This window comes from Streptomyces sp. NBC_01233 (genome assembly GCF_035989305.1).
Classification (GTDB): Bacteria; Actinomycetota; Actinomycetes; order Streptomycetales; family Streptomycetaceae; genus Streptomyces.
On the sequence record NZ_CP108514.1, the window covers coordinates 4,442,291 to 4,467,543 of the forward strand.

At 72.2% G+C, this 25,253-nt stretch carries 29 protein-coding genes and 1 tRNA gene; 17 read left to right on the forward strand and 13 right to left on the reverse strand.

The genetic code is table 11. From position 1 onward, the window contains the following. The first annotated feature begins 46 nt into the window (after positions 1-46). Positions 47-520 (forward strand): cupin domain-containing protein, encoded by a 474-nt coding sequence (locus OG332_RS20890; RefSeq protein WP_327414898.1) that lies wholly within the window; start codon positions 47-49, stop codon positions 518-520. On the opposite strand, the gene opcA is transcribed toward OG332_RS20890, so the two are convergent. After that, positions 469-1,401 carry a glucose-6-phosphate dehydrogenase assembly protein OpcA gene (gene opcA / locus OG332_RS20895; RefSeq protein WP_327414899.1) on the reverse strand — a complete coding sequence of 311 codons (933 nt, stop codon included), beginning with the start codon at positions 1,399-1,401 and terminating at the stop codon, positions 469-471. The two genes, OG332_RS20890 and opcA, sit on opposite strands and share 52 nt — an antisense overlap. Positions 1,402-1,422: 21 nt before the next feature. Next, a complete protein-coding gene (locus OG332_RS20900) occupies positions 1,423-1,896 on the reverse strand; it encodes a helicase HerA-like domain-containing protein (RefSeq protein ID WP_327414900.1) in 474 nt (157 codons plus the stop codon). A gap of 88 nt (positions 1,897-1,984) precedes the next feature. On the opposite strand from OG332_RS20900, the gene OG332_RS20905 reads away from it, so the two are divergent. After that, a complete protein-coding gene (locus tag OG332_RS20905; RefSeq protein WP_030010424.1) occupies positions 1,985-2,281 on the forward strand; it encodes a type II toxin-antitoxin system VapB family antitoxin in 297 nt (98 codons plus the stop codon). Between the two features lie 93 nt (positions 2,282-2,374). After that, a complete protein-coding gene (locus OG332_RS20910; RefSeq protein ID WP_327414901.1) occupies positions 2,375-3,046 on the forward strand; it encodes a LytR C-terminal domain-containing protein in 672 nt (223 codons plus the stop codon). A 77-nt stretch (positions 3,047-3,123) separates the two neighbouring features. On the opposite strand, the gene upp is transcribed toward OG332_RS20910, so the two are convergent. Continuing rightward, positions 3,124-3,759, reverse strand: coding sequence for a uracil phosphoribosyltransferase (gene upp / locus OG332_RS20915; RefSeq protein ID WP_030010426.1), 636 nt, complete (start codon positions 3,757-3,759; stop codon positions 3,124-3,126). Positions 3,760-3,922: 163 nt separating this feature from the next. On the opposite strand from upp, the gene OG332_RS20920 reads away from it, so the two are divergent. The 11 genes from OG332_RS20920 (at position 3,923) to OG332_RS20970 (ending at position 12,213) form a co-directional block, all read left to right on the forward strand. Further along, on the forward strand, positions 3,923-4,867 hold the full coding sequence (locus tag OG332_RS20920) for a universal stress protein (RefSeq protein ID WP_327414902.1): 945 nt from the start codon (positions 3,923-3,925) through the stop codon (positions 4,865-4,867). A gap of 239 nt (positions 4,868-5,106) precedes the next feature. Next, complete coding sequence (locus OG332_RS20925) at positions 5,107-6,333, forward strand: IS110 family transposase (RefSeq protein ID WP_327419279.1); 1,227 nt, start codon at positions 5,107-5,109, stop codon at positions 6,331-6,333. 108 nt (positions 6,334-6,441) lie between these two features. Next, entirely contained in the window at positions 6,442-6,621 is a 180-nt protein-coding gene (locus OG332_RS20930) for a hypothetical protein (RefSeq protein WP_030027564.1), read from the forward strand. 369 nt (positions 6,622-6,990) lie between these two features. Next, on the forward strand, positions 6,991-7,539 hold the full coding sequence (locus OG332_RS20935; RefSeq protein WP_327414903.1) for a tRNA adenosine deaminase-associated protein: 549 nt from the start codon (positions 6,991-6,993) through the stop codon (positions 7,537-7,539). Positions 7,540-7,547: 8 nt separating this feature from the next. Continuing rightward, positions 7,548-8,027 carry a tRNA adenosine(34) deaminase TadA gene (gene tadA / locus OG332_RS20940; protein WP_327414904.1) on the forward strand — a complete coding sequence of 160 codons (480 nt, stop codon included), beginning with the start codon at positions 7,548-7,550 and terminating at the stop codon, positions 8,025-8,027. Between the two features lie 59 nt (positions 8,028-8,086). Continuing rightward, positions 8,087-8,173, forward strand: a tRNA-Ser gene (locus OG332_RS20945). 108 nt (positions 8,174-8,281) lie between these two features. Further along, positions 8,282-8,572 carry a hypothetical protein gene (locus OG332_RS20950; protein WP_327414905.1) on the forward strand — a complete coding sequence of 97 codons (291 nt, stop codon included), beginning with the start codon at positions 8,282-8,284 and terminating at the stop codon, positions 8,570-8,572. A gap of 398 nt (positions 8,573-8,970) precedes the next feature. Beyond that, entirely contained in the window at positions 8,971-9,132 is a 162-nt protein-coding gene (locus OG332_RS20955) for a hypothetical protein (RefSeq protein WP_199808029.1), read from the forward strand. Positions 9,133-9,386: 254 nt separating this feature from the next. Further along, a complete protein-coding gene (locus tag OG332_RS20960) occupies positions 9,387-10,325 on the forward strand; it encodes an RNA polymerase sigma factor SigF (RefSeq protein WP_327414906.1) in 939 nt (312 codons plus the stop codon). A gap of 230 nt (positions 10,326-10,555) precedes the next feature. After that, a complete protein-coding gene (locus OG332_RS20965) occupies positions 10,556-11,398 on the forward strand; it encodes an RNA polymerase sigma factor SigF (RefSeq protein ID WP_327414907.1) in 843 nt (280 codons plus the stop codon). Between the two features lie 50 nt (positions 11,399-11,448). Beyond that, the gene (locus tag OG332_RS20970; RefSeq protein WP_327414908.1) at positions 11,449-12,213 is read left to right on the forward strand and encodes a hypothetical protein; all 765 of its coding nucleotides are present in this window, start codon (positions 11,449-11,451) and stop codon (positions 12,211-12,213) included. Between the two features lie 30 nt (positions 12,214-12,243). Here the strand turns inward: OG332_RS20970 and OG332_RS20975 are convergent, their stop codons facing one another. Further along, on the reverse strand, positions 12,244-12,486 hold the full coding sequence (locus OG332_RS20975; RefSeq protein ID WP_327414909.1) for a hypothetical protein: 243 nt from the start codon (positions 12,484-12,486) through the stop codon (positions 12,244-12,246). Between the two features lie 122 nt (positions 12,487-12,608). Here OG332_RS20975 and OG332_RS20980 point away from each other — a divergent pair, with 122 nt between their 5' ends. Both OG332_RS20980 and OG332_RS20985 read left to right on the forward strand, forming a co-directional pair. After that, on the forward strand, positions 12,609-13,058 hold the full coding sequence (locus tag OG332_RS20980) for a MarR family winged helix-turn-helix transcriptional regulator (RefSeq protein WP_327419320.1): 450 nt from the start codon (positions 12,609-12,611) through the stop codon (positions 13,056-13,058). A gap of 91 nt (positions 13,059-13,149) precedes the next feature. After that, on the forward strand, positions 13,150-14,712 hold the full coding sequence (locus OG332_RS20985) for an MDR family MFS transporter (protein ID WP_327419321.1): 1,563 nt from the start codon (positions 13,150-13,152) through the stop codon (positions 14,710-14,712). Between the two features lie 75 nt (positions 14,713-14,787). Here OG332_RS20985 and OG332_RS20990 read toward each other — a convergent pair whose 3' ends face one another. From OG332_RS20990 to OG332_RS21030, 9 genes are all read right to left on the reverse strand, one after another. After that, positions 14,788-15,426: a TetR/AcrR family transcriptional regulator gene (locus OG332_RS20990; RefSeq protein WP_327414910.1), complete on the reverse strand. Its 639-nt coding sequence runs from the start codon at positions 15,424-15,426 to the stop codon at positions 14,788-14,790. Between the two features lie 119 nt (positions 15,427-15,545). Next, positions 15,546-17,786 carry a glycosyltransferase family 39 protein gene (locus OG332_RS20995; protein WP_327414911.1) on the reverse strand — a complete coding sequence of 747 codons (2,241 nt, stop codon included), beginning with the start codon at positions 17,784-17,786 and terminating at the stop codon, positions 15,546-15,548. Beyond that, positions 17,783-19,051 carry a bifunctional glycosyltransferase family 2/GtrA family protein gene (locus OG332_RS21000; RefSeq protein WP_327414912.1) on the reverse strand — a complete coding sequence of 423 codons (1,269 nt, stop codon included), beginning with the start codon at positions 19,049-19,051 and terminating at the stop codon, positions 17,783-17,785. The genes OG332_RS20995 and OG332_RS21000 overlap by 4 nt, the downstream gene beginning before the upstream one ends. A 25-nt stretch (positions 19,052-19,076) precedes the next feature. Next, positions 19,077-20,669: a sensor histidine kinase gene (locus tag OG332_RS21005; RefSeq protein WP_327414913.1), complete on the reverse strand. Its 1,593-nt coding sequence runs from the start codon at positions 20,667-20,669 to the stop codon at positions 19,077-19,079. A 23-nt stretch (positions 20,670-20,692) separates the two neighbouring features. Continuing rightward, positions 20,693-21,460, reverse strand: coding sequence for a response regulator transcription factor (locus OG332_RS21010; protein ID WP_327414914.1), 768 nt, complete (start codon positions 21,458-21,460; stop codon positions 20,693-20,695). 77 nt (positions 21,461-21,537) lie between these two features. Continuing rightward, positions 21,538-22,419 (reverse strand): amidohydrolase family protein, encoded by an 882-nt coding sequence (locus OG332_RS21015; RefSeq protein ID WP_327414915.1) that lies wholly within the window; start codon positions 22,417-22,419, stop codon positions 21,538-21,540. Beyond that, a complete protein-coding gene (locus OG332_RS21020) occupies positions 22,403-22,741 on the reverse strand; it encodes an antibiotic biosynthesis monooxygenase family protein (RefSeq protein WP_327414916.1) in 339 nt (112 codons plus the stop codon). The genes OG332_RS21015 and OG332_RS21020 overlap by 17 nt, the downstream gene beginning before the upstream one ends. A gap of 138 nt (positions 22,742-22,879) precedes the next feature. Beyond that, positions 22,880-23,764, reverse strand: coding sequence for a DUF2797 domain-containing protein (locus tag OG332_RS21025; protein WP_327414917.1), 885 nt, complete (start codon positions 23,762-23,764; stop codon positions 22,880-22,882). Continuing rightward, positions 23,761-24,195: an Lrp/AsnC family transcriptional regulator gene (locus OG332_RS21030; protein ID WP_327414918.1), complete on the reverse strand. Its 435-nt coding sequence runs from the start codon at positions 24,193-24,195 to the stop codon at positions 23,761-23,763. The genes OG332_RS21025 and OG332_RS21030 overlap by 4 nt, the downstream gene beginning before the upstream one ends. 107 nt (positions 24,196-24,302) lie before the next feature. On the opposite strand from OG332_RS21030, the gene OG332_RS21035 reads away from it, so the two are divergent. Continuing rightward, complete coding sequence (locus OG332_RS21035; RefSeq protein ID WP_327414919.1) at positions 24,303-25,214, forward strand: SMP-30/gluconolactonase/LRE family protein; 912 nt, start codon at positions 24,303-24,305, stop codon at positions 25,212-25,214. Positions 25,215-25,253: the final 39 nt, after the last annotated feature.

Here is a 25,253-nt window from a genome sequence, read left to right on the forward strand (position 1 = left end):
CAATTCACTGCCGCAACCGGTCCAACGGGACCGTAGATTGGGGGACATGACAGAGATCGCGACCCGCGCCGCCACTGCCGAAGCCATCTACGACGCCCCCGGCAGCCTCATCACCCTGCTCACCGACACCGCCGAACTCACCTGCAACACCGCCACCTTCGAGGAGGGCGCGGCGGGAGCTCCGGTGCACTTCCACACCAAGGCGACCGAGTTCTTCCACGTCACCGCCGGACAGCTCGACGTCCTCGTCGGCGACGAGATCCACACCCTGGGCACCGGCGACTTCATCGCGGTCCCGCCGGGCGTCAAGCACGCCTTCGCCCCCGCCGCCGGCCACACCGCCAGCGTCTTCGTCGGCTTCACCCCCGGCATGGCCCGCTTCGACTACTACCGGCTCCTCGGCCGGGTCAACGCGGGCGAGGCCACCGTGCAGGACATCAAGGACAGCTCGGCGACCTACGACAACCACTACGCGGAGAGCCCCGTCTGGAGTGGCCGCCGCCGCAGCGCGGAGCCGTAGACCACGTCCGCATCGAGGCGGCGCAGTTCCTCCGCGATCAGTTCGGCGCCGCTGCGGATCTTCAGGGCCACCTTGCGGTCCGGGCTCCCCGGCAGGCTCAAGGTGGCCAGCACGCCCGCGGGCCGGTCCACCCGGATCTCCCCGCCCGTGGTCTGCAGACTGACCCTGGTGATCACTGGGCCGTCGCTCGCCAGCCGGGACACCGGCACCCCCAGCCGGTCCTCCAGCCAGCGCGCCAGCAGTTCCGCGCTCACGTTGTCGGGCTCGCTCTCCACCGCCGCGGCGGTCACCGGAAGCGGCTTCTGGTCCAGGGCGGCGGCCAGCAGGGACCGCCACGGGGTGAGGCGGGTCCAGGCCAGGTCGGTGTCGCCGGGCTGGTAGCCGGCGGCCCGCTCGTCGAGCACGCCGACGGTGTCGAAGGCGGCCGCCGCGTCCGTGATCCGGCGCTGCGCGAGCGCGCCCAGCGCGTCACCCGCCAGGTCGACGGGGGCGTCGGCCGGCCACCAGGCCACCACGGGCGCGTCCGGCAGGAGCAGCGGCAGGACGACCGAGCCGGCGTGCTCGGTCAGCGCCCCGTGCAGGCGCAGCAGCACGATCTCGCCGGTCCCGGCGTCCGAGCCGACCCGCAGCTCGGCGTCGACCCGGTTCGCTCGGAGCTTGAGCGGGCCGCGCGAGGTCCGCCTGATCACCGCGATGATGCGGCAGGGGTGTTCGCGCGAGGCCTCGGAGGCCGCGCGTACGGCGTCGTAGGCGTTTTCCTCGTCGGTGACGATGACAAGGGTCAGCACCAACCCCATGGTCGGGCTGCCTATGGCCCGGCGGGCATCGAGCAGGGCCCGGTTGACCTTGCTGGACGTGGTGTCGGTGAGTTCGGTCCGCATGCACCCGAGTCTGTCACCGCGTCACCTGCGCTTGCGCGCCGTACCGAAAATGGAGCGCGAGATCTCCCGGCCCAGTTGCGTCCCGATCGACCGGGCCAGCGAGCGGAACAGCCCGCTCCCCACCACCTGCCCGGCCAGTGAGGGATCCGGCTTCGGGGCGCTGCGCGCGGCCCGCGCGGCCTCCTTCTCCGCTTGCTCGGCCTGTTTCTCGGCCTCGGCGGCGGCCGCTGCGGTCTCCGCCCGCGCCTCCGCGGCGGCCTGCCCGGCGATGAGCTGGAGCGTCTTGGTCTTGCCGGTACCGGTGGCCCCGGCGACCAGTCCGTGGCGGTTGAGCATCGACAGCGGGATGCGGATCTGGCGGTCGGGCAGGCAGCCGCCGTCCCGGAGCAGGGCCCCGAGATCGAGCGCGGGTCCGGTGAACGCGTACCCGGCGGCGATCTTCTCGGCCGGGCCCGTCTGGTCCGCCGGGACGGCGGGGTCGGTGCTCTCGCTCATGGATCGCTCCCCAAATAGCGCTGTTCGCCGCTTTTACACCACCACTTCGAGGCTGCGCCCGCAGGCACGGGCCCGGTAGGCTTTCCGTGTGATCTTCAAGCGCATCGGAAGCGGGCGGCCGTACCCCGACCACGGCAGGGAAACCACCCGGCAGTGGGCGGACGTCGCGCCGCGCCCGGTCCGGCTCGACCAGCTCGTGACGACCAAGGGACAGCTGGACCTCGAAACGCTGCTCGCCGAGGACTCCACCTTCTACGGCGACCTGTTCGCCCACGTCGTGAAGTGGCGGGGCGACCTCTACCTGGAGGACGGGCTGCACCGCGCCGTGCGCGCCGCCCTGCAGCAGCGTCAGGTGCTGCACGCCCGAGTCCTCGAGATGGACTGACGCGTTCGCGTAGATTGCGCCTTTCGGGTCGCCATTGACCTATCAGCAGATCATTTAGTAGGCATCGCCCCCGGGCCGCACTACGCTGCGCCCATGAGCATGCTCACTCCCCCCGGCATGGGCGGAAAGTACCGCGTCACGGGAGCCGCCTACCCCCGTATGAGCCGTAAGCGGAGCCGTCCTCGGATCGTCCTCGCCATCCTCGGCTCGGTCCTCGCGCTTGCCCTGGTCGGCTACGGGGCACTGCAGCTCATCGACGTGTTCCGCGGGGACAGCCCCAAGCGGAACACGGCTGCGGGTGCCAAGGACTGCCCGACGACGCCTCCCGAGAACGCGGCCAAGGGCGGCCCCGCCGCCGCCTCCACCGCCTCGGCCGCCGCGAAACCCGCGATCGTGCTCCCGCCGCCCGGCGAGATCACGGTCAACGTCTACAACGCGACCCCGCGCGCGGGCCTGGCGAAGGCCGTCGGCGACGAACTGGCCAAACGCGGCTTCGTCATCGGCCACGTCGGCAACGCCCCGGCCGACTTCGACAAGAAGGTCCCCGGCACCGGGATACTGCTCGGCTCCCCCACGACGGACAAGGCCGCCTTCTCCGTCCTGGGCACTCAGCTCGCCGGCACCACCCAGCAGACCGATACCCGCGAGGGCGCGGACATCGACCTGATCCTGGGCGACGCCTTCAAGGAGCTGAGCACGAAGGAGGACGCGGACAAGGCGCTGGCCGTCCTGGCCAACCCCGTGCCCGCGCCCGCCAAGTGCTGAACGCCTGAACCGCGTACCGGCGTACCGGCCCGCCGCTCCACCGCTGAAGCGCGGTGGCGGCCGGCCGCCGGGGCGGCCTATTCGGCCGAGCCGTACATCCGGTCGCCCGCGTCGCCCAGGCCCGGCACGATGTAGCCGTGCTCGTTGAGCCGCTCGTCCACGGCGGCCGTCACCACGGTCACCGGCGTGCCCGCCAGCTCGCGCTCCATGATCTCGACGCCCTCGGGCGCCGCGAGCAGCACCACGGCCGTGACGTCGTCGGCGCCGCGCTTGATCAGCTCCTGGATCGCCGCGACGAGCGTGCCGCCGGTGGCGAGCATCGGGTCGACGACGTAGACCTGCCGTCCGGAGAGGTCCTCCGGCATGCGCGTCGCGTACGTGGAGGCCTCCAGGGTCTCCTCGTTGCGGACCATGCCCAGGAAGCCCACCTCGGCGGTCGGCAGCAGCCGCACCATGCCGTCGAGCATGCCGAGGCCGGCGCGCAGGATCGGCACGACCAGCGGGCGCGGGTGGGAGAGCTTCACGCCGGTGGTCGGGGCGACCGGCGTCTCGATGTCGGCCTGCTCGGTGCGCACGTCGCGGGTGGCCTCGTACGCGAGCAGGGTGACCAGCTCGTCGGCGAGCCGCCGGAAGGTGGCGGAGTCGGTGCGCTTGTCGCGCAGGGTGGTGAGTTTGTGCGCCACCAAGGGGTGATCGACGACCTGCAAACGCACAACATCCTCCAAAACTCAGCCTGCGACCAGCAAAAACGGCCGCACGACGCGACCTGCACCCAAAAGGCTACGCGGTGGCGCGGCCCGTTCGCGTCCGGAGCGGCGGCCACGCCCGCAGCGGCCTGCGGATGCGACCCGCCCGGACGCCCAGCACGCTGGACGGATGAGCAACACACCGGTGATCGCAGCCGTCGACGGATCCGAACACAGCCTCAGGGCCCTGGAGTGGGCGAGGGCCGCAGCCGTCCGGCACGGTACCGGGCTGATGATCGCCCATGTTCTGCCCGACCACGCCCAGTTGTATGCGGGCCGCCGGTCGGCGCTGCACGACGCCTCGCAGCCGAAGGAGTTCGCCGACCCCGTGAAGGACTGGGTTCGGGCCCTGCTCGGCGGCGGCTCCGAGCTGCCCGAGGGGGTCCAGTACGAGGCGCTGGAAGGCTCCGTCCCCGAGGCGCTGCGGGTGATCGGGGCGGAGGCTTTGATGCTGGTGATGGGCTCCCGGGGCCGCGGCGGCTTCGCCACCCTCCTGCTCGGCTCCAACAGCCGGGCCGTGGCGGCCACGGCGCCCTGCCCGGTGGTGGTGGTCCCGCACGCGGAGCGCACCGCCGGGGCCTCGGAGGCCGCGCAGGAGTCCGCCGGGCGGGTGGTGCTCGGGCTGCACGCCGCCGAGACGCCCGACGACGTGGTGACCTTCGCCTTCGCGGAGGCCGCCGCGCGGGGGACCACCGTCCAGGTGGTCTCCGCGTACGCCGTCCCGCCCGCGCCGAACCTGATCATCGACGCCCCCTTCGAGGTGATCCCGCCGGAGGGGCTGGCGGACGACGGGGACGCCGTGCCGGCCGAGCGGGAGATGCTGCGGTCCCAGACGGACCGGCTGGCGCCGTTCCGCCCCCGCTACCCGGACGTCCGGGTCGAGCAGGCCGCGGTCCCCGGCGACGCGGCGGGCCGGCTGGTCACCGCCTCCGCGTCGGCGGCGCTGGTCGTGGTCGGCCGCCACCACCCGAGGCGCCGCCCCAGGTCGCTCTTCATGGGCTCGGTGGCGCATGCGGTGCTGCAGCACGCGCAGGGCCCGGTAGCAGTGGTCCCGACCCTCAAGGACGACGCCTAATGGGAGCTACGGAACCGGGGAATGCTCGGTTCCGTAGCCGCCAGCTGGTGAGCACTTTCGACGCCGGAGCCTTCGAGCTCTGAGGTCAGACCGTGCCCTTGCTGGTCGGCCGGGAGGCCAGACCGCTGATGGGGTGGCGTGCCCGCCCCACGGGGCGTGAGCACTGGATCCATTAGGCCGCGTGCCGTGCCTTCCGCAGGCTGCACCGCTGGGTGAAGTACGTGACCGGGGAGGGTCTGTTGCTGCTGATCGGTGATGACTGGGCCGAGGACCACCATGATGTCGAGGTCCAGGACGAGACCGGCCGGAAACTGGCCGCCGCGAACCTGCCCGAAGGAGTGGCGGGCATCGCGAAACTGCACGAACTCGTCGCCCGCCACGGCGGTGAGGACCTGGACCCGGCCGGCGTCGTGGTCGCAATCGAGACCGACCGCGGCTCTTGGGTGCAGGCCCTGATCGCCTCCGGCTACCAGGTGTTCGCGGTCAACCCCCGGCAGGTCAACCGCTTCAAGGAACGGTATGGCTCCTCCGGAGCCAAGAGCGACAAGGGCGACGCGCACGCGCTCGCCGACATGGTCCGCATCGACCGGGCCCAGCTGCGGCCGGTGGCCGGCGACAGCGAGGCGGCCCAGGCCGTCAAGGTCGTCGCCCGCGCCCACCAGACCCTCATCTGGGAACGCACCCGCACCTTCCAGCGGCTGCGCACCACACTGCGCGAGTACTTCCCCGCCGCCCTGAACGCCTACTCGGACCTGACCCTGACCAGCACCGACGCGCTGGAACTGCTGATCAAGGCACCCACCCCGGCCACGGCGGCGAAGCTGACCCGCACCCAGATCACCGCCGTCCTGACCCGCCACCGCCGCCACAACCGGGACGCGAAAGCGGCCACCGTCCAGAGCGCGCTGCGTGAGCGGCAGCTCGGCCTGCCCGAGCCGGTCACCGCCGCCTACGCGGCCGCCGCCACCGCTCACGCCCGTCTGATCATCGCGTTGAACGAGCAGATCGCCGTGATGGAAGAGCAGGTGAGGGCACATTTTCTGGCGCACCCGGACGCTGAGATCTACCTCTCGATGCCCGGCATCGGTGAGATCGTCGGCGCCCGGGTGCTCGCCGAGTTCGGAGACGACCCCACCCGATACACGTCCGCGAAGGCCCGCAAGAACTACGCCGGCACGAGCCCCATCACCAGGGCCTCCGGCAAGAGCCACACCGTCCAGGCCCGCTACGTCCGCAACAACCGGCTCGCCGACGCGCTTCAGACCCAGGCGTTCTCCGCTCTGCGGTCCTCACCCGGCGCCCGCGGCTACTACGACAAGCAACGCGCCCGTGAGGCCGGCTACAACCCCGCCCTCCGCCAGCTCGGGAACCGGCTCGTCGGCATCCTCCACGGCTGCCTCAAAACCCGCACCCGCTACGACGAAGCGACCGCTTGGTCCCACCACACCCACCCCCATGCCGCTTGACACCAAACGACATGGGGTGTCTGACCTCGCAGCGGGGTGGCATCAAACGGCCCCTCCGGGGCAAGGTGGGTGCAGGGGGGACGACCGACCAGCCCAGGGTGGTGGCCGATGCCCGACACGCAGCCGAGCGACGACGCGCCGGAGACGGCGGCGCAGCGCCGAGCACGCCGCGCGCAGTTCCTGCGCGACCTCATGGAGGCCCGCGCCCTGCGCGACCGAGTCCAGCCCCGCCGCGCCCGCGCAGCCCGCATGCGCCAACAAATGCGCATGCGCACCTTCCGCTGGTAACCGAGACCCGACCGCCCCGTCCACGCCCGGCCGCCCCGATCCGGCCCCGCCGGCGTTCGAGGCGCGGGGTCCGGGGCGGGAGCCCCGGGAAGGCGGCCGCAGGCCCGGCACGCCGCGACACGGCCAAGCCGTACCACCCGCCGCGCACCCCCCGCCACGGCCCCACCACCCCGGCCCCACAACCCCCCGAGCCCCCCGCAGGGGCACGGCACGGCACGACGCAAGCGCCGAAGACCTCTCGCAAAGCCGCTGTTTCTGCCACGATGCCGATTGGGCGGGGCACGGGCGGCGAGCACACGGCCGTTCCGCCCCAACCTCCGGCCGGGGGGACCTCCAACCGGCACGCCTAAGACCAGTGGGAGAGTCACGGTGTATTTCGCCGCACTGCTCGCGCGCACCGAAGACGGGTGGGAAGCGAGCGACATGGAACTCGACGACGTCGAGTCCCTCAGTGATCTGATCGATCTCGCCCGTTCCGCCGCTGTCGACGACGACACGGTGGTCGCCCTCATCGAGGAGGAGGACGCCTGGTTCGGCGTCGTCCGCGTGGACGGCGAGGAGGACCCGCGGTACTTCGTATCGAACGCCGCCGCGGCCGCCCGCAGCTCCTACGGCTCGATGCTGACCAAAGAGCTGCTGGGCAGCGACGAGGAGGACGACGAACTCGACGAGCTGGACCTGGACGGCACCGAGGACGGCGAGGAGGATGCCATCGCCGCCTACACGGACGAGGACGCCGACGAGGACGGGGCGGGCGGGACCGGCGCGGAGCCGGTGCCTGCCGGTCCGCTCGGCGATCCCCGGCTGCTGGACGACCTCGGGGTGACCAACAAACAACTGATGACCCTGGACGGGGACGCCCTCTCGGAGATCGCCGACTCCCTCGGCGCCACCGAGGTCCTGGAGGCCGTCCGCTAGTGATCCGCATGCACGACACGAGCACCACCGATCCCGTACGGGACCCGTGGCGGGACTCCATGCGCCTGGCGCTCCAGGAGGCCGCCCGGGCGGTGCCGGCCGGCGATGTGCCGGTCGGCGCCGTCGTGCTGGGCCCGGACGGGGGAATCCTCGCCACCGGGTACAACGAACGCGAGGCGACCGGCGACCCCACGGCGCACGCCGAAGTGGTGGCGCTGCGCCGGGCGGCCGCCGCGCTCGGGGAATGGCGGCTTCCGGGGTGCACCCTCGTGGTGACCCTGGAGCCGTGCGTGATGTGCGCGGGCGCGCTCGTGCAGTCGCGCGTCGCCCGGGTCGTCTACGGCGCGGACGACGAAAAGGCGGGCGCGGCCGGGTCCCTGTGGGACCTCGTACGGGACCGCCGGCTCAACCACCGCCCCGAAGTGGTCCGAGGCGTCCTCGCCGAGGAGTGCGCCCGACAGCTGACGGACTTCTTCCGTGAGCTGTGACGGCGGGCTCGCGGATACGGATTTCGGCGCACGGGCCACCTTGGGCTAAACTCTCTCTCGGTAGCGTGTCCGAGCGGCCGAAGGAGCACGCCTCGAAAGCGTGTGATGGTGCAAGCTATCCGTGGGTTCAAATCCCACCGCTACCGCTCTGATCGAGAGCCCCGCCCCGCAAGGGTCGGGGCTCTCGGCGTTCGTGGCACTCCCGTCCGGCGGACAGCCGCGTGACCGCCGGACCCTTCGGCCGTTGTCACGGCATGACCAAGACCCAGCGCATGCTCGCCGCCATCGCCCTCGCGGGGGCCGCCGCGGGCCTCGCCGCACCCGCCGCCTCGGCCGCCCCGATCGCCCCCCTCACCCTCCCGGACCTGCCGTCGGCCGCACCCGGGATGCCGGCGGGGGCCCAGCCCGCTTCCGTCCAGGAGATCGGGTCGAAGCTCAGCGAGGGCGCCAACCAGCTCAACGCCCTCATGGAGCTGCCGGACCAGCTGTCCCCCGTGATCGCCCCCGTGGAGCCCGTGCTGGGCCTGGCCGGCGGCCTTCAATAGCCCCGTACAGCCCCCGTACGACCCCCGTACGCACCGAACGGCGCGGGACGACGCGAAGAAGGCCCCGACCGGGGTCGGGGCCTTCGACGTGTGGGACGGGGGAAGTGGCGTCGGGGGGACAAAGCCACTTCCCCCGACGAGGACGGACCTGCCGGTCCGAGCCGCAATCAGGGGGAAGCTCGCGGCCCGGACCCCGCAGTGAGGTCCTGTCCCTCGCCCACCGATTTCCTGCCAGAACCGGTGGGCTCACACCAATCCTGCGCCCGCCGCAACCCCGGACCCAGCGGCAAAGGACCCGGAGCACCGGGCCATTGGTCCTTAAAGGACACGTCAGTGTCCAATCTTGACCGGTTAGACTCACCCGACTTGCAAGGACCGGTTGGGGAGGCCGCCCGCTCGTGGACACCAGGAAACTCATCACGGGTGCCCTCACCGTGTTCGTCCTCTTCGTGATCATCACCCAGCCGAAGAGGGCGGCCGAGATGGTGGAAATAGGCTTCCAGGGGATATCGGATGCCGCATCCGGCATCGGCGAGTTCATGACCGAACTGGTGCGCTGACCCCGTACGCTGAAGCGGTTCCCGGAATTCCGGCCCCCCACTCCGACGGGTGGGGGGCTTTTTGCATACCCATCACTGGGCATATTGCCCTGATATGCCCAACTTGCCCTCAACACGGCGTTATACGGTGCTTGCACACAGTGCACATCTCTTGTGATGCTATGACCGCTTTTGACGGATGAGTTGACTGAAGGGGTGGCGTGACCGTGCCGGCCAGTACTGCGCCTCAGGTGCCACCCCGACAGGACCCCCAGGTGCCGACCCAGCAAGAGCCCCGCCAAGAGCCCCACCAGGAGTGCCGTCAGGAGTCCCGTCAGGACCCGCGCCAGGAGTCCCTTCCGGAATCCCGCCCGGAATCCCGCCCGGAGCCCCTTCAGGAGCCCCGCCCGGAGCCGCCCGAGGAGCCTCCGGCCCCGCCGAGACCCCCGAGCCGGGGCGCGGACACCCGGGCCCTCACCCAGGTCCTCTTCGGCCAGCTGAAGGGCCTGGAGCCGGGCACAACCGAACACACCCGGGTGCGCGGGGCCCTCATCGAGGCCAACCTCCCGCTCGTCCGGTACGCGGCCGCTCGCTTCCGCAGCCGCAACGAGCCGATGGAGGACGTGGTCCAGGTCGGCACCATCGGCCTGATCAACGCCATCGACCGGTTCGACCCGGACCGCGGCGTGCAGTTCCCGACCTTCGCGATGCCGACCGTCGTGGGCGAGATCAAACGATACTTCCGCGACAACGTCCGCACCGTCCACGTACCGCGCCGCCTCCACGAGCTGTGGGTCCAGGTCAACGCCGCCACCGAGGACCTCACGACGCTCCACGGGCGCACCCCGACCACCCCGGAGATCGCCGAACGGCTGCGCATCACCGAGGACGAGGTGCTGTCCTGCATCGAGGCCGGGCGCAGCTACCACGCGACCTCGCTGGAGGCCGCCCAGGAGGGCGACGGCATGCCCGGGCTGCTGGACCGCCTCGGCTACGAGGACCCGGAGCTGGCCGGGGTCGAGCACCGCGACCTGGTCCGCCACCTCCTCGTACAACTGCCCGAGCGCGAACAGCGGATCCTGCTCCTGCGGTACTACAACAACCTGACGCAGTCGCAGATCAGTGCCGAGCTCGGGGTCTCCCAGATGCACGTCTCGCGGCTGCTCGCCCGGAGCTTCGCCCGACTGAGATCCGCAAACAGGATCGAGGCGTAACCGTAACGAGTGGAGATCATCCGCATGTTTCCCGACAGATCGGGCTGATCGCCCTCCGGCCGCTCCTGTCGCTGGAGATATATGTCGACTTGGCGCTACAGCGTGTTGCCGACATGTGACATTCTGCTTGAACCGCGTTTGCCGCAGCCCCGCCTCCGGTATTCAGGTGGAGGCTGCGTTCCTCCGACGGGCGCGCCGTACGCGACCGTCCGCGACCTCAAGGGGGTGGCATGTCCGTAGACCAGGGCAGCTCCAAGGTGCTCACGCTCGTCAAGAGTGTGACGCCGTCGGCAGTGTCCGACCGCTCGGAAGCCATCGACACCCGCACCCTCTCCCGCTCCCTCTTCCAGCGACTCGCCGCCCTGGACGCGGACAGCCCCGAACGGGCGTACGTACGCGACACCCTGATCGAGCTGAACCTGCCCCTCGTGCGGTACGCCGCGGCCCGGTTCCGCAGCCGCAACGAGCCGATGGAGGACATCGTCCAGGTCGGCACCATCGGCCTGATCAAGGCGATCGACCGCTTCGACTGCGAACGCGGCGTGGAGTTCCCGACGTTCGCGATGCCGACCGTCGTGGGCGAGATCAAACGATTCTTTAGGGACACCTCCTGGTCCGTCCGCGTCCCGCGCCGGCTCCAGGAGCTGCGCCTGGCGCTGACCAAGGCCAGCGACGAGCTCGCCCAGAAGCTGGACCGCTCGCCGACCGTGCCGGAGCTCGCCGCGGTGCTAGGGGTCTCGGAGGAGGACGTGGTCGACGGTCTCGCCGTCGGCAACGCCTACACCGCCTCCTCGCTCGACTCGCCCTCTCCTGAGGACGAGGGCGGCGAGGGCTCGCTCGCGGACCGCCTCGGCTACGAGGACACCGCGCTCGAAGGCGTCGAGTACCGCGAGTCCTTGAAGCCGCTGCTCGCCAAACTCCCGCCCAGGGAACGGCAGATCATCATGCTGCGCTTCTTCGCGAACATGACGCAGTCGCAGATCGGCGAGGAGGTCGGCATCTCCCAGATGCACGTCTCCCGGCTGCTGACCCGCACCCTCGCGCAGCTGCGCGTAGGCCTCATCGGAGAGTGACCGGGCTCCGCCCGCTTCCCAATTGACGATCCGTCAGGAAAACTGGCGCGATGCGAAAGGGATCGCGGGCGGCCACCACCCTCCTCGTCCTGTGCTGCACGGCGGCCGCCGGCCTCACCGGCTGCGGCGGGCCGGCACGGGACGGCTACGTCGCCGTGGGCGCCGCGGCCCCGGGCCCCGAACGGGGCGCGGGGGAGAACGTGGCGCCCCAGGGTCAGGTGGAGTTCCAGCAGCTCGGCGGCCCGTCCGCGGCGGGCGGCTCCTCCGCGTCGTCCGGTACGTCGGCCGACGCTCCGGGATCCCGGCCCCCGGGCGGCTCCACTCCGGGCGGAGCCACGGCCACCGCCCCCGGCGGCTCCGCGGGCACCCCCGGCACCCCGGCCGGCCCCGGGCAGACCACACCGGCAGCGGGCACGCCGAACGCTCCCGGCACGCCGTCGGGCTCACCCGCGAGCCCGGGCTCCCCGTCCACCAAGCCCGGCACCACACCCCCGGCCCCGCCCGCGACCCCGGCGAAGCTGACGCTGTCCACGCCGACGAGGGCGGCCGCGGCCGACCGCTGGTGCGAGCGGGTCACGGTGACCTTCACCAACACGGGCACGACGGCGGCCCGTGCGGGCACGGTCAGCTTCGCGACGCACATCATCGGCGCCCTCGGCATCGACTGGGCCACGATCACCACGGCCCAGCCGCTGCCGACGCCCCTCGCGGGCGGAGCCTCGAAGACGCAGACCTACACCGTGTGCGTGGAGGCCTGGCGGGTGCCGCTGGGCATGCACGTGGACACCCGGAGCGTCACCGCCACCTGGAGCTGAGGCCGGCGCGTCCGGCCCCCGCCGGGTCCGTCAGTGCAGGACCACCCAGGCGGCCGCGCCGATCATGAGGACGAGCGCGATGATCAGCGCCACCTTGGCGGTCGAGCCCGAGGACCCGGACCGCTCCTGCTCCGCGGCGCGGCGCTGCTGGCGGGAGCCGGGTCCCGCCGGGCGGGCTGGTGCGGCCTCCTCGACGAAGGCCCGGAACATCTGCGTGCTGCCCGCGGGGTCGTAGTTGCCCTCGGGGACCTGTGAGTTGTGGTTCTCAGCCATGGAGCAGGACCCTAGCCGGTTTTCCGATTCCTTTACCGCCCCACCCCCCAGATTCGTTTGCCTGTAGCAACCATTCGCTTCTATGGTTGCCTAAAGCAACAAGATGGAGGAACCCGGTGACGATGACCGCTCCGCCGACTCCGCCGGCTCCGGCCGCTCCGCCCACTCCGCACGAGGAGCTGGCCCGCCAGCTCACCGGAATCGGCGCGGTCAAGCGCGAGCTCGCCCGCAGCCTGCCCCCGGACTGCCCGCCCGGCGCAGCCGCCGTCCTCACCGTGCTCGACCGGCACGGAGAGATGCGGCTGAGCCGGCTGGCCGAGTTCATGGCCGTGGACATCTCGGTGACCAGCCGGCACGTCACGCACGTCGCCGACCGCGGCTGGATCGAGCGCGAGACCGACCCGGGCGACGGACGCTGCCGGATCCTGCGGCTCACCCCGGCCGGCCGGGCGCTGCTCGCCCAGCTGGGCGCCCGCTACACGGCCGCACTGGAGAGAGCACTCCACGGCTGGTCCGCCCAGGACATCGACGTGCTCAACACCCTGCTGGCCCGACTCCGATCGAGCTTCTAGACGAAGGAAAGACATGGCCCCGTCGGAGACGACGACCGACAACACACCCACCTCCGCGGCCGCGGGAGCATCCACTTCCGCGGCCGTGACCATGACCCACCCGCAGATCATGAAGGCGCTGTCCGGGCTGATGCTCGGCATGTTCGTGGCGATCCTGTCCTCCACGATCGTCTCCAACGCCCTGCCCCAGATCATCAGCGACCTCGGCGGCACCCAGTCCTCGTACACCTGGGTGGTCACCGCCGCCCTGCTGTCGATGACGGCGGCCACCCCGCTGTGGGGCAAGCTGTCCGACCTCTTCAGCAAGAAGCTGCTGGTCCAGGTCTCCCTCGTGATCTACGTCCTCGGTTCCGTGGTCGCGGGCCTGTCCCAGAACACCGGCACGCTGATCGCCTGCCGCGTGGTCCAGGGCATAGGCGTCGGCGGCCTGTCGGCCCTCGCCCAGATCGTCATGGCCGCGATGATCTCCCCGCGCGAGCGCGGCCGGTACAGCGGCTACCTCGGCGCGGTCTTCGCCGTCGCCACCGTCGGCGGCCCGCTGCTGGGCGGCGTCATCACCGACACCGAGTGGCTGGGCTGGCGCTGGTGCTTCTACGTCGGCGTGCCGTTCGCGATCATCGCCCTGATCGTGCTCCAGCGGACCCTGCACCTCCCGGTCGTCCGCCGCGACGTCAAGGTCGACTGGCTGGGCGCCTTCCTGATCAGCGGTGCCGTCTCGCTGCTGCTGATCTGGGTCACGCAGGCCGGCGACTCCTACGAGTGGATCTCCTGGCAGACCTGGGCCATGACGGGCGGCACGGTCCTGCTCGGCCTGCTCTTCGTCCTCGTCGAGTCCCGCGCGAGCGACCCGATCATCCCGCTGCGGCTCTTCCGCAACAAGACGATCAGCCTGGCCTCGGCGGCCTCGCTGTTCGTGGGCATCGCGATGTTCTCGGGGACCGTGTTTTTCAGCCAGTTCTTCCAGTTGGCCCGTGGCGAGTCCCCCACGATGTCCGGAATCCTCACGATTCCGATGATCGCCGGGCTCTTCGTCTCCTCCACCGTTTCCGGTCAGGTGATCACCAAGACCGGTAAGTGGAAGGCCTGGCTCGTCTCCGGCGGCGTGCTGCTGACCGCCGGTCTGGGCCTGCTGGGCACCCTGCGCTACGACACCCCGTACTGGCACATCGCGCTCTACATGGCGCTGACCGGCCTCGGTCTCGGCATGATGATGCAGAACCTGGTCCTCGCCACCCAGAACCAGGTGGCCCCCGAGGACCTGGGCGCGGCCAGCTCGGTCGTCACCTTCTTCCGCTCCCTCGGCGGCGCCATGGGCGTCTCCGCACTCGGCGCGGTCATGGCCAACCGGGTCACCCACTACGTCCAGGACGGGCTGGCCGCACTCGGGCCGAAGGCCGCGGCCCTGGGCAGCGGCACCGCCGGGGGCGGGATCCCCGACCTCGACAAGCTGCCCGCGCCGGTCCGCGAGGTCATCGAGTCCGCGTACGGGCACGGCGTCGGCGACGTCTTCCTCTACGCCGCTCCGTTCGCGCTCCTCGGCCTGGTGCTGGTGGTGTTCATCAGGGAGGTGGCGCTGAAGTCGAAGCCGGCGGCACACGCCCCGGCGGCCGCACCCGAGCCGGCGGCCTCCGCCGAGGCCGTGGTCAAGGCCTGAGCCACTCCGGGACCCGGCGGCGGCGGGGCCCGGGTCGCGGCCTCGGGCCTGGGGCTCGGGCCCTGCGTCTTGGGCTCAGGCCCTGGCCGTGGCTTTGGCCTTGGCCTTGGCCTCGATGCCCGCGATCAGGACGTCGAGAGCGAGGCAGAAGTCGCCCTCGGGCGCCCGCCGGACCGCGCCCCCGCAGCCCTGCAGGAACTGCGACACGGCCAGGTGAGCGCCGGTCCGGGCGGCGTCCGCCAGACCGGCGGCGTCCAGCAGCCGCTGGAGGGCGGCGTCGAAGGCCCGCGCGTGCGGGCCGATGTTCGGGTAGGCGGCGGTGAGCGGGGCCACCCACGGATGGTCCGCCAGCACCCGCCGGTAGCCGCGGGCCAGCGCCTGCAGCCGGCCCGGCCAGCCCGCCTCGCCGGTCCCGGGCGGTCCGGCCGGCAGCCCGAGCTCGCCCAGGGCGCCGTCCAGGGCGAGTTCGAGCAGATCATGCTTGGTGTCCACGTACCAGTACAGGGACATCGCGGTGACCCCGAGGCCGGCGGCGAGCCGCCGCATCGAGAACCGGGCCAGCCCCTCGGCGTCGAGCAGCCGTACGGTCGCGGCGGTGATCCGCTCCCGGTCGAGCCCGGAGGGTGCCTCGGTGCGCCGTCTGGCGGGGGCGGCGGGCCTGGCGGTCAGCCACACACTGGTCCGGGCCCCGCCCGGATCGGCCGCGGTCACCATGCAGGCCCCCTCCTCATGACAGGTGGATCAGCCCGGAATGCCCGGTCCGCCCTCTTGATGCTAGGGGGTGTCCTGTCGATCGGGCCGGATGAGACCCGATCGGACCGGATCCGACCGGATCACGACGTCGGAGCGGTCAGGTCGTAGAAGGTGGCTCCGCCGATCGTGGACGCCTTGAAGCCGGCCTTGACCCAGCTCTCGATTTCGCTGCCGGTGCCGCCGCCCGGACCGCCGCCGCCCCGCACGCCGCCCTCGGTGGCGCCGGGGCCGCCCATGGTGCCCGTGGTGCCCGCGGCAGCGCTTCCCTGGCCGATGAACCAGTGGATCTTCCCTTCCCGCACGTACGCCTTGAACTGCTCCAGGGTCGGCGAGGGGTCGCTGCCGTTGAATCCTCCGATCGCCATCACGGGGGCGCCCGAGGCCAGCTGGTAACTGGCCGCGTTCTGCGAGCCGATGGCGGCCGCCGCCCAGGTGTACGCGTCGGCGTCGGTGGTGAGGGCCGCCTTGGCCTCGGCGCCGACCTGGGCCCCGTTCAACAGGCCGCCCGCTCCGCCCGGCCCGCCGCCCGCGCGCATTCCGCCGCGTCCGCCCGCAGCGCCCTGGCCCGGCGGCATGCCTCCTTGCGGCAGCGCGCCACCCGGCTGAGCTCCACCCTGCTGAGAGCCGTCCGGCAGGCCGCCGTCCGGCAGGCCACCGCCCGGCTGCCCACCCTGAGTGCCCTGGCCGCCCGGGCCGCCCGGCCCGCCCTGCGGCATCTCGCCGGCGGGGCCCCGGAAGCCGCCCACCATGCCGCCGGGGCCGCCCCGGCCGCCCGCGACCGCCGGTCCGGCGGTCACGATGGAACCGGTGTGCCCGGTGCTCACGGTGGTCAGGCAGTACGCGAACGGCCCGGCCAGGGCCGCGGCCACTCCCAGCGCCGCCACGGCCGGCAGCATCCGGCGGCCCGCCCGCGCGGCGAAGGGCAGCGCGGCCGCGGCGAGCAGCCCGCCCACCAGCACCGCCCAGCGCAGCCAGGGCAGATAGCCGGTGGCGCGGCCCAGCAGCACGTACGACCAGACGGCCGTCAGGGCCAGCGTGCCGGAGAGGGCGATCGCGCCGGCCGCGGTGCCCCGCTCCTCCCACAGGACGGCGACGCCCATGCCGATCAGCGCGGCCACGAACGGAGCCAGGGCCACGGTGTAGTACTCGTGGAAGATGCCCTGCATGTAGCTGAAGACGATCGCGGTGATCAGCAGCGAGCCGCCCCAGGCCAGGAAGGCTGCCCGGGCCATGCCGTCCAGCGAGTCGGTGGACCGGCGGGCCCGCCAGGTCACCACCAGCCCGGCCACCAGCAGCACCAGGGCCGCGGGCAGCAGCCAGGAGATCTGCCCGCCGATGTTCCCCGAGAACAGCCGGTCGAAGCCGGTCTCCCCCCAGCCGCCTCCCCCGGCCCTGCCGCCCGGGCCGCCCTCGGGCAGGCCGTAGGCCGCGGCCCCGCCGGTCCGGGCACCGCCGCCGACGCTGCCGGTCTCGTTGCCGTTGATGCGGCCCAGGCCGTTGTAGCCCAGGGTCAGCTCCAGGAAGGAGTTGTTCTGCGAACCGCCGATGTACGGGCGGGAGGACGCGGGCCACAGCTCCACGATCGCCACCCACCAGCCGCCGGCCGCCACCATCGCGAGCCCGGCCAGCAGCAGCTGGCCCAGGCGCCTGCGCAGCCGGGTCGGCGCGCAGACCGCGTACAGCAGCGCGAGCGGCGGCAGGATGACGAAGGCCTGCAGGGTCTTGGTGAGGAAGGCGAAACCGACGGCGACACCGGCCCAGACCAGCCACTTGGTGCGGGCCCCGTCGAGGGCGCGCAGCACGCAGTACACGGTGACGGTCAGCAGCAGCGTCAGCAGCGCGTCGGGATTGTTGAAGCGGAACATCAGCGCGGCGACGGGCGTGAGCGCGAAGGCCGCACCGCTCAGCAGCGCCGCCCCGGGCCCGAACTGGCGGCGTACGGCGGCGTAGAGCACGGCCGTCGTGCCGACGCCCATCAGCGCCTGCGGGACGAGGATCTGCCAGGAGCCGAGCCCGAACAGGCGGACCGACAGCATCATCGGCCACAGGGCGGCCGGGGGCTTGTCGACGGTGATGGAGTTCCCAGCGTCGGAGGAGCCGAAGAAGAAGGCCTTCCAGCTCTCGCTGCCCGCCTGCACGGCGGCGGAGTAGAAGGAGTTGGCGTAGCCGGAGGAGCCCAGGTCCCACAGCAGCAGGGCGGCGGTGGCGATCAGCAGCCCGGCGAGCGCGGGCCGTTCCCAGCGGGGCCGGTCGGCGGCACGGCGGCCGGTACGGGCCCGGGCCTCGGGGGCCGGGAAGAGCGGAGTTGCCGCGGTGGTCATCGAATGTCGTCCTTCGCGGGAGTGTCGCGCCGGTCGGGGAAGACCCAGGCGCGGAAGAGCAGGAACCGCAGCACGGTGGCGGCGAGGTTGGCGGTGATCAGGACGGCCAGTTCGGTGCCGTGCGCGGGATCGGCGGTGGCCGCTCCGAGGGCTGCGAGCGAACCGCTCGTCAGGGCCAGCCCGATGCCGAAGACCACCAGCCCCTGGGCCTGGTGGCGCACGGCCCGGTCCCGGCCGCGGACGCCGAAGGTGAGTCGGCGGTTGGCCGCGGTGTTCGCGACGGCGGAGAGCAGCAGGGCCGCGCCGTTGGCCGTCTGCGGGCCGGTACCGCCGCGGAAGGCGGAGTACAGCAGCAGGTAGAGCAGGGTGGACAGGGCTCCGACGGCGCAGAAGCCGAGGAGCTGGCGGGCCAGTCCGCCGTCCACTCCGGGCAGCGCGGTGCGGTCGCGCGGATCGTCGCCGAAGGGGCGGGCGAGCCGGTCCAGCGGGAGCGCTCCGACGGCCAGCGCCCGGCCCACGCGCCAGACCCCCTTCAGGTCCTCGGTGGCGGTCCTGACGATGTGGACGGTGGAGTCGGGGTCGTCCACCCAGTCCACCGGCACCTCGTGGATCCGCAGCCCGGCCCGCTCGGCGAGCACGAGCAGTTCGGTGTCGAAGAACCAGCCCGTGTCCTCCACCAGCGGCAGCAGCCGCTCGGCGACCTCGCGCCGGATGGCCTTGAAACCGCACTGGGCATCGCTGAACCGGGCGGCGAGCGAGGACCGCAGCAGGAGGTTGTAGGCCCGGGAGACGAACTCCCGCTTGGCTCCCCGCACCACCCGTGAGGAACGCGCCAGCCGGGTGCCGATCGCCAGGTCGGAGTGACCGGAGATCAGCGGTGCGACCAGCGGCAGCAGGGCGTTGAGGTCGGTGGAGAGGTCCACGTCCATGTAGGCGAGGACGGGGGCTTCGGAGTCGGACCAGACGGTGCGCAGCGCCCTGCCCCGGCCCTTCTCCTCCAGCCGGGTGCTGCGTACGCCGTCCAGTGCGGCGGCGAGCCCGGCCGCGACCTCGGGGGTGCGGTCGGTGCTCGCGTTGTCGGCGACGGTGATCCGGAAGGGATAGGGGAAGGTCCGGGTGAGGTGCTCGTGCAGCCGGCGTACGCACGGGCCGAGGTCCTTCTCCTCGTTGAAGACCGGGATCACCACGTCGAGGACGGGCTCACCCGGCACGGGCGCGAGGGGCGCCCGTGCCGGAAGGGCCCCGGGAGAGGTGTCGGTTGGCATGCTCCGACCCTCGTGGAGCGGCCTGTCACCGCCGTGTGGTGAGCCTGTGCCCTGTCTGTGATTCCGGCTCCGTGGCCGTCGGTCGGCCGAGCGGCAGCACGACCTCGAACCGGGTCCGCCCGGGCTCGCTCCGTACGCCGACCCGCCCGCCGTGCGCGGTGACCACGGCCTGGACGATGGCGAGCCCGAGCCCGGTGGAGCCGGCCGTGCGGGAGCGGGAGGCGTCACCGCGTGCGAAGCGCTCGAAGACGTGGGGGAGCAGCTCGGGCGGAATACCGGGCCCGTCGTCCTCGATCAGCAGCCGGACCGCTGATGTTTCACGTGAAACATGCGCGGTGACGGTCGTGCCGGGCGGGGTGTGCGTACGGGCGTTGGCGAGCAGGTTCACCAGGACCTGCTGGAGTCGGGCCGGGTCCGCGCGGACGGGCGCGGGCTCTTCGGGCAGGCTCAGGCGCCAGTGGTGCCCGGGCCCTGCGGCTCTGGCGTCGCTGACGGCGTCGACGACGAGCGGGGCCAGGTCGGTGTCGGCATCGGCGCTGGAGAGCGGGCGGCCCGCGTCGAGCCGGGCGAGCAGCAGCAGGTCCTCGACGAGGCCGGTCATCCGGGTGGCCTCGGACTCGATCCGGCCCAGGGCGTGCCGGGTGTCGGGGCCGGGCTCCTCCCGTCCCCGTCGGGTCAGTTCGGCGTAACCGCGGATGGAGGCCAGTGGGGTGCGCAGTTCGTGGCTGGCGTCGGCGACGAACTGCCGGACACGCATCTCGCTCTGCTGGCGGGCCGTGAGGGCGGAGGAGACGTGGCCCAGCATCCGGTTGATGGCCGCCCCGACCTGGCCCACTTCGGTGCGGGGGTCGGCCTCGGCGTCGGGGACCCGCTCGTGGAGGGCGGGCTCGCCCTTGTGCAGGGGGAGTTCGGAGACCCGGGTGGCGGTGGCGGCCACCCGGCGCAGCGGGCGCAGGGCGACCCCGACCAGGGCCTGCCCGGCGAGGGAGGCCGCGACCAGCCCGGCGAGGGTGACGCAGACCTCGACCCCGACCAGGGTGCGCACGATGGAGTCGACCTCGCTCAGGGGGAAAGCGAGGGCCAGGCTCCCGTCGGGCGCGGCCAGAACCCGGTAGGCACCGAGGCCCGGGAGGTCGGCGTCCACCGGCCGGGGCTCGGCCCGCGTGCCCTGCCCGCCCTGTCCGCTCGACGCGGCCTGTGCGGCCTGTGCCGCCTGTGCGGCCTGTGCCGCCTTCCGGGCTGCCGCGGCGAGGATCCTGCTCTGGGGCTCGGTGAGGGGCGGTGCATCCTCGGGAGCCCCCTCGACACGGACGTTGCGGGCGGTCCCGCGCACCGTGCCGTCGGGATCCAGGCGTACCCCGGTGGCGTCCAGCGGACTGCCGGGGGCCGTGACGAAGCCGGTGCTGTTCTGCCGGGCCGGCTTCCCGGCGGGTATCCGGACGGCCATCCCGACGGAGGTGGTCAGCTGCTCGTCGAGCTGACCGACCAGGTACGAGCGCAGGGCGAGGGTGGTGACGGTTCCGATGGCCGCGCCCACCACGGCGATCAGCGCCACCGCCGAGACGACGAGCCGGGTCCGCAGCGACCAGGGCCGACGGCCGCGCGGTCGGGGCCCCACACGGGCGGGGAAGCCGAAGCGCACTACTCGGCCGGCTTGATCAGGTATCCGGCGCCTCGCCGGGTGTGGATCATCGGAGCCAGGCCGGGGCCGCTCTCCAGCTTCCTGCGCAGGTAGGAGATGTAGAGCTCGACCACATTGGCCTGGCCGCCGAAGTCGTACGACCACACCCGGTCCAGGATCTGCGCCTTGCTCAGCACGCGTCGCGGATTGCGCATGAGGTAGCGCAGCAGCTCGAACTCGGTGGCGGTCAGGTGGATCTCCCGGCCGCCCCGCACCACCTCGTGGCTGTCCTCGTCGAGGCGCAGATCACCGACGGCCAGCACCGAACCGCCGCGTGCCGCCTGCGCCGCGCCCGAGCGCCGGACCAGGCCGCGCAGCCGGGCGACGACCTCCTCCAGGCTGAAGGGCTTGGTGACGTAGTCGTCGCCGCCCGCGGTGAGGCCGGCGATCCGGTCCTCCACGGAGTCCCGGGCGGTCAGGAACAGCACGGGGACCTGGGGGATCTCCCGGCGCAGCCGCCCGAGGACGGCGAGGCCGTCCATGTCGGGAAGCATGATGTCGAGGATCACCACGTCCGGCCGGAACTCCCGCGCCGCCCGCACCGCACCGGCCCCGTCGCCGGCGCTGCGTACCTCGCAGCCCTCGTACCGCAGGGCCATGGACAGCAGCTCGGAGAGCGAGGCCTCGTCGTCGACGACGAGCACCCGGCAGGGCCCGCCGTCGGGCCGCACGAGGGCCGTGTGGTTGCTGGTGGACGTGGACGCTTGGGAGGTGGTCGTCACAGTCATACCGAACACGCTCTCCGGGACCTCTGAGAGCGTTCTTGTGCCTGCCTGTGAATTTCCTGAGAAACGGGAGACGGCTCTCAGCCGTCGAGCCGGAAGAGCCGGGCGCCGTTGTCGTGGCAGACCGCACGGAGCCAGTCGTCGCCGAGGCCGAGCCGTTCGAGGGCGACGAGCTGGTGCTCGTAGGGGTAGGGGATGTTCGGGAAGTCGGTGCCGAGCAGGATCCGGTCGCCGAGGTCCGCGAGCCGTCCGAGCTCACCGGGCGGGAAGCCGCTGAGCCGCTCCGAGAAGTCGGTGAAGACCATGGTGGTGTCCAGGCGCACCGCGGCGTACCGGTCGGCGAGGTCGAGGAAGTCGGCGTACTCGGGCATGCCCATGTGGGCGATGACCAGCGGCAGCCGCGGGTGGCGGGCCAGCAGCCGGCCGACCGGCTCGGGTCCGGTGTACTTGGCCGGGACGGGACCCGACCCGCAGTGGATCACGATCGGGATGCCGGCCTCGGCGAGCAGCCCCCACACCGGATCCAGCCGGTCGTCATTGGGGTCGTAGCCGCCGACCTGGAGGTGTGCCTTGAAGATCCGGGCCCCGGACTCGACGGCCCGGCGGACGTAGGTGGCGACGCCCTCCTCCGGGAAGAAGGTCGCGGTGTGCAGGCAGTCGGGGGTGCGGGCGGCAAAATCGGCGGACCAGGAGTTGAGCCAGGCGGCCATCTCCGGTTTGTGCGGGTAGAGCATGGCGGTGAAGGCCCGGACCCCGAACTCCCGCAGCAGCGCGACCCGCCGCTCCTCCTCGTGCCGGTAGGTGATCGGCCACTCGACGCCGGTCAGCCGGCCGACCGCGTCGAAGTACTGCCAGACCTTGTCCAGGACCCGCTCGGGCATGAAGTGCGTGTGGACGTCGACCAGTCCCGGCAGCCCGAGCCGCTCCCGGAAGGCGCGGACCGCCTCAGCCGTTGCGGACAAAGCCGTGGCTCCGCTCGACGGTCGCGACGTGCAGGGTGTAGCTCTCGTACCAGTCGTTGCGGCCCTGCTTCATGGCCGCCTGGTGCTCCAGGTCCTCCCGCCACGCGGTGAGGGACTCGTGGTTGCGGAAGTAGGCGACGGTGATGCCGAGACCGTCGGGGGTGCGGGCGGACTCGTATCCGAGGTACCCGGGATTCCCCTGGACGATCTCCTTCATCCGGGTGAGGGTGTCGGGATATCCGCTGTCGTCGGCGGTCCGGACATTGCTGAAAACGGCCATGACATAAGGCGGTTCGAAGGCCGGTACCGGCTGAATGCTCATGCCCTCCACCCTCTGCGGACCGCCCCGGCGTGTCCACCGAAAACGGCTCGGGAAGGCCGAAGGGATCCAAATTTTGACCTTGGCCGCCCGGAGCGGAACAGGCCCCGACCGGGGGCTGGCCGGGGCCGAGGCCACTCCTCAGAACAGCCCGTCCTGCTCGGCCGGAGCGGGTGCGGTCGACGGGACCTCCGCCACCGGGACCGCCGTCACCGCCTCGTCCCCCGGGGCGGTGAGCTCCCAGCCGGCCAGCAGCCGGGTGTCCACGACGAGCCCGTCCGCGAAGTGCAGATCGGGACCGGCCGCGCCCACCAGCCTCCCCACGACGGCCCCGCCGGGAACCATCCCGGTGAGCACCCGCGCGGGCGCCGGCAAACCGTCCAGCCCGAACGCCCCGGCATGGTCGGTGACTTCGCACGTCACCCGCTCCAGCGACTCCGGCCATCCGGGCAGCGCGGCGGCCCGGGCATGCAGCTCGGCCACCTCCCGGGCCCGGTCCGGCCCCGGCGGCAGCTGGGCCCGTACGGCGCGCTTGCGGGCGTACGCGATCCGGTCGGGCACCCCGAGCGCGGCCCGCAGCAGCTCCTCGGTGCGCCGGGTGGCCATCAGCGGACCGCGGCCCAGCCACGCCCAGGCCACCGCGCCCTGCTCCAGCAGCCGGGCGGAGCCGCGCTCCTCGGCGGTGATCCCGACCTTGACCATGCCGGGCCCGAACCAGGCCAGGTAGACCCGATAGGTGCGCGGATCGGCGGCGTTGGTGTCGGCTGCCACGGAGAACGACCGGTCGAGGCGGGCGCATTCGGGGCACTGCGCGTTGCCGGCGCGGCCGGGCACGAGGGCGGCGGTCGGACAGGGCGTCCGCCTCCCGGCCCGCCACACGCCGAGGCAGTGCCGCTCGCCGCTCACGGCGAAGGCCAGCCGCTGCCCGTAAGCCAGCACGCTCGTCCGTTCGCCGCGCCCCTCCCCGTACCACCCGATGGCCGGTCGGCCGTCCTTCCACCGGATCCCGGTGCACCACCAGGTCACAGCGGGAGCGGCCGTTCGAAGAAGGTGTCCAGCACGACCGTGGCATGCGTACCGCTGACGCCCTTGATGGCGTAGAGGCGGCGCAGGACGTCCTGCAGCTGCTCGGTCGAGGGCGTGCGCACCTTGACCAGCACGGAGGAGCTGCCCGCGATGATGTGCGCCTCCTGGATCTCGGGGATCGCGGCGAAGTCGGCGCCGGACTCGCCCATCCAGGCGTTGGAGTCGACCATCACGTAGGCGAGGACCCCACTGCCGACGGCGGCCGGGTCGACGTCGATGGTGGTCCGCCGGATCACCCCGCGCTCGCGCAGTTTGCGTACGCGCTCGTGGGTGGCCCCGGCCGAGAGCCCGACGGCCGTGCCGAGAGCGGCGTACGACTGGCCGGCGTCCTGCTGCAGGCGCAGGACGAGCGCACGGTCGATGTCGTCCACGCAATCTTCCTCTCTTGGGCCTGTCGACCCTTGCGAAGACGGTACCTGATCCTGCAATCTCACCATCGGACCGAACAAAATTCGGAGAAACTCTCTCAGGGGGAATCATGTCTGCCATAGCCGACCTCACCTTGTACGAGATCCTGGACGAGCGCTTCCGGACCGGCCGCTGCGCCAACGGCGACGCCCGGCTGGAACGCCTCTACGACGACTGCCGTTGGGCGGAGGGCCCGCTGTACCTCCCTGCCTGGCGGCAGCTGGTGTGGAGCGACATCCCCAACGACCGGATGCTCCGCTGGGACGAGGCGACCGGCGCGGTCTCGGTCTTCCGCTCCCGAGCCGGGCACTCCAACGGCAACACCCTGGACCGGGAAGGCCGCCTGATCACCTGTGAGCAGGGCAACCGGCGCGTCACCCGCACCGAGCCGGACGGCAGCCTCACCGTCATCGCCGACCGCTTCGACGGCAAGCGGCTCAACAGCCCGAACGACGCGGTGGTCCGCTCCGACGGCACCATCTGGTTCTCCGACCCGGACTTCGGCATCACCAGCGACTACGAGGGCCACCGCGCGCCCAGCGAGATCGGCGCCTGCAACCTCTACCGGGCCGACCCCTCGACCGGCGAGGTCCGCATGGCCGCTGACGGCTTCCTCGGCCCCAACGGCCTCGTCTTCTCCCCCGACGAGAGCGAGCTGTACGCCGCGGACACCCGCGCGGGCCACATCCGCGCCTTCAAGGTCACCGACGGCGGCACCCTCACGGACGACCGGGTCTTCACCGCCTGCCCCAGGGTCGACAACATCCGCTTCGACGACGAGGGCCGGCTGTGGGCGGCCGCGATGGAGAACGGCGTCCAGTGCCACGCCCCGGACGGCACCCTGATCGGCCGCGTCCGCATCCCCGAGCCGGTCTCGAACATCACCTTCGGCGGCGCCAAGAACAACCGCCTCTTCATCACCGCCACCACCTCCCTCTACTCCCTGGTGATGTCGGTGACCGGCCTCCCCCGCGTTCTCTGAGGGCGGCCCCCTCTGCGCCCTGCCGCCCCCGAGGGCCGG

Coding starts and splice junctions, on each gene's coding strand:
- OG332_RS20930 (WP_030027564.1), top strand. CDS start 6,442: ATGCCCGACACGCAGCCGAGCGACGACGCGCCGGAGACGGCGGCGCAG.
- OG332_RS21010 (WP_327414914.1), bottom strand. CDS start 21,460: ATGACTGTGACGACCACCTCCCAAGCGTCCACGTCCACCAGCAACCAC.
- tadA (WP_327414904.1), top strand. CDS start 7,548: ATGCACGACACGAGCACCACCGATCCCGTACGGGACCCGTGGCGGGAC.
- OG332_RS20990 (WP_327414910.1), bottom strand. CDS start 15,426: ATGGTGACCGCGGCCGATCCGGGCGGGGCCCGGACCAGTGTGTGGCTG.
- OG332_RS20950 (WP_327414905.1), top strand. CDS start 8,282: ATGACCAAGACCCAGCGCATGCTCGCCGCCATCGCCCTCGCGGGGGCC.
- OG332_RS20970 (WP_327414908.1), top strand. CDS start 11,449: ATGCGAAAGGGATCGCGGGCGGCCACCACCCTCCTCGTCCTGTGCTGC.
- OG332_RS20995 (WP_327414911.1), bottom strand. CDS start 17,786: ATGACCACCGCGGCAACTCCGCTCTTCCCGGCCCCCGAGGCCCGGGCC.
- OG332_RS20985 (WP_327419321.1), top strand. CDS start 13,150: ATGACCCACCCGCAGATCATGAAGGCGCTGTCCGGGCTGATGCTCGGC.
- OG332_RS20920 (WP_327414902.1), top strand. CDS start 3,923: ATGAGCAACACACCGGTGATCGCAGCCGTCGACGGATCCGAACACAGC.
- OG332_RS21035 (WP_327414919.1), top strand. CDS start 24,303: ATGTCTGCCATAGCCGACCTCACCTTGTACGAGATCCTGGACGAGCGC.
- OG332_RS20980 (WP_327419320.1), top strand. CDS start 12,609: ATGACCGCTCCGCCGACTCCGCCGGCTCCGGCCGCTCCGCCCACTCCG.
- opcA (WP_327414899.1), bottom strand. CDS start 1,401: ATGCGGACCGAACTCACCGACACCACGTCCAGCAAGGTCAACCGGGCC.
- OG332_RS20965 (WP_327414907.1), top strand. CDS start 10,556: ATGTCCGTAGACCAGGGCAGCTCCAAGGTGCTCACGCTCGTCAAGAGT.
- OG332_RS21020 (WP_327414916.1), bottom strand. CDS start 22,741: ATGAGCATTCAGCCGGTACCGGCCTTCGAACCGCCTTATGTCATGGCC.
- OG332_RS20900 (WP_327414900.1), bottom strand. CDS start 1,896: ATGAGCGAGAGCACCGACCCCGCCGTCCCGGCGGACCAGACGGGCCCG.
- OG332_RS20910 (WP_327414901.1), top strand. CDS start 2,375: ATGAGCATGCTCACTCCCCCCGGCATGGGCGGAAAGTACCGCGTCACG.
- OG332_RS21000 (WP_327414912.1), bottom strand. CDS start 19,051: ATGCCAACCGACACCTCTCCCGGGGCCCTTCCGGCACGGGCGCCCCTC.
- OG332_RS20890 (WP_327414898.1), top strand. CDS start 47: ATGACAGAGATCGCGACCCGCGCCGCCACTGCCGAAGCCATCTACGAC.
- OG332_RS20975 (WP_327414909.1), bottom strand. CDS start 12,486: ATGGCTGAGAACCACAACTCACAGGTCCCCGAGGGCAACTACGACCCC.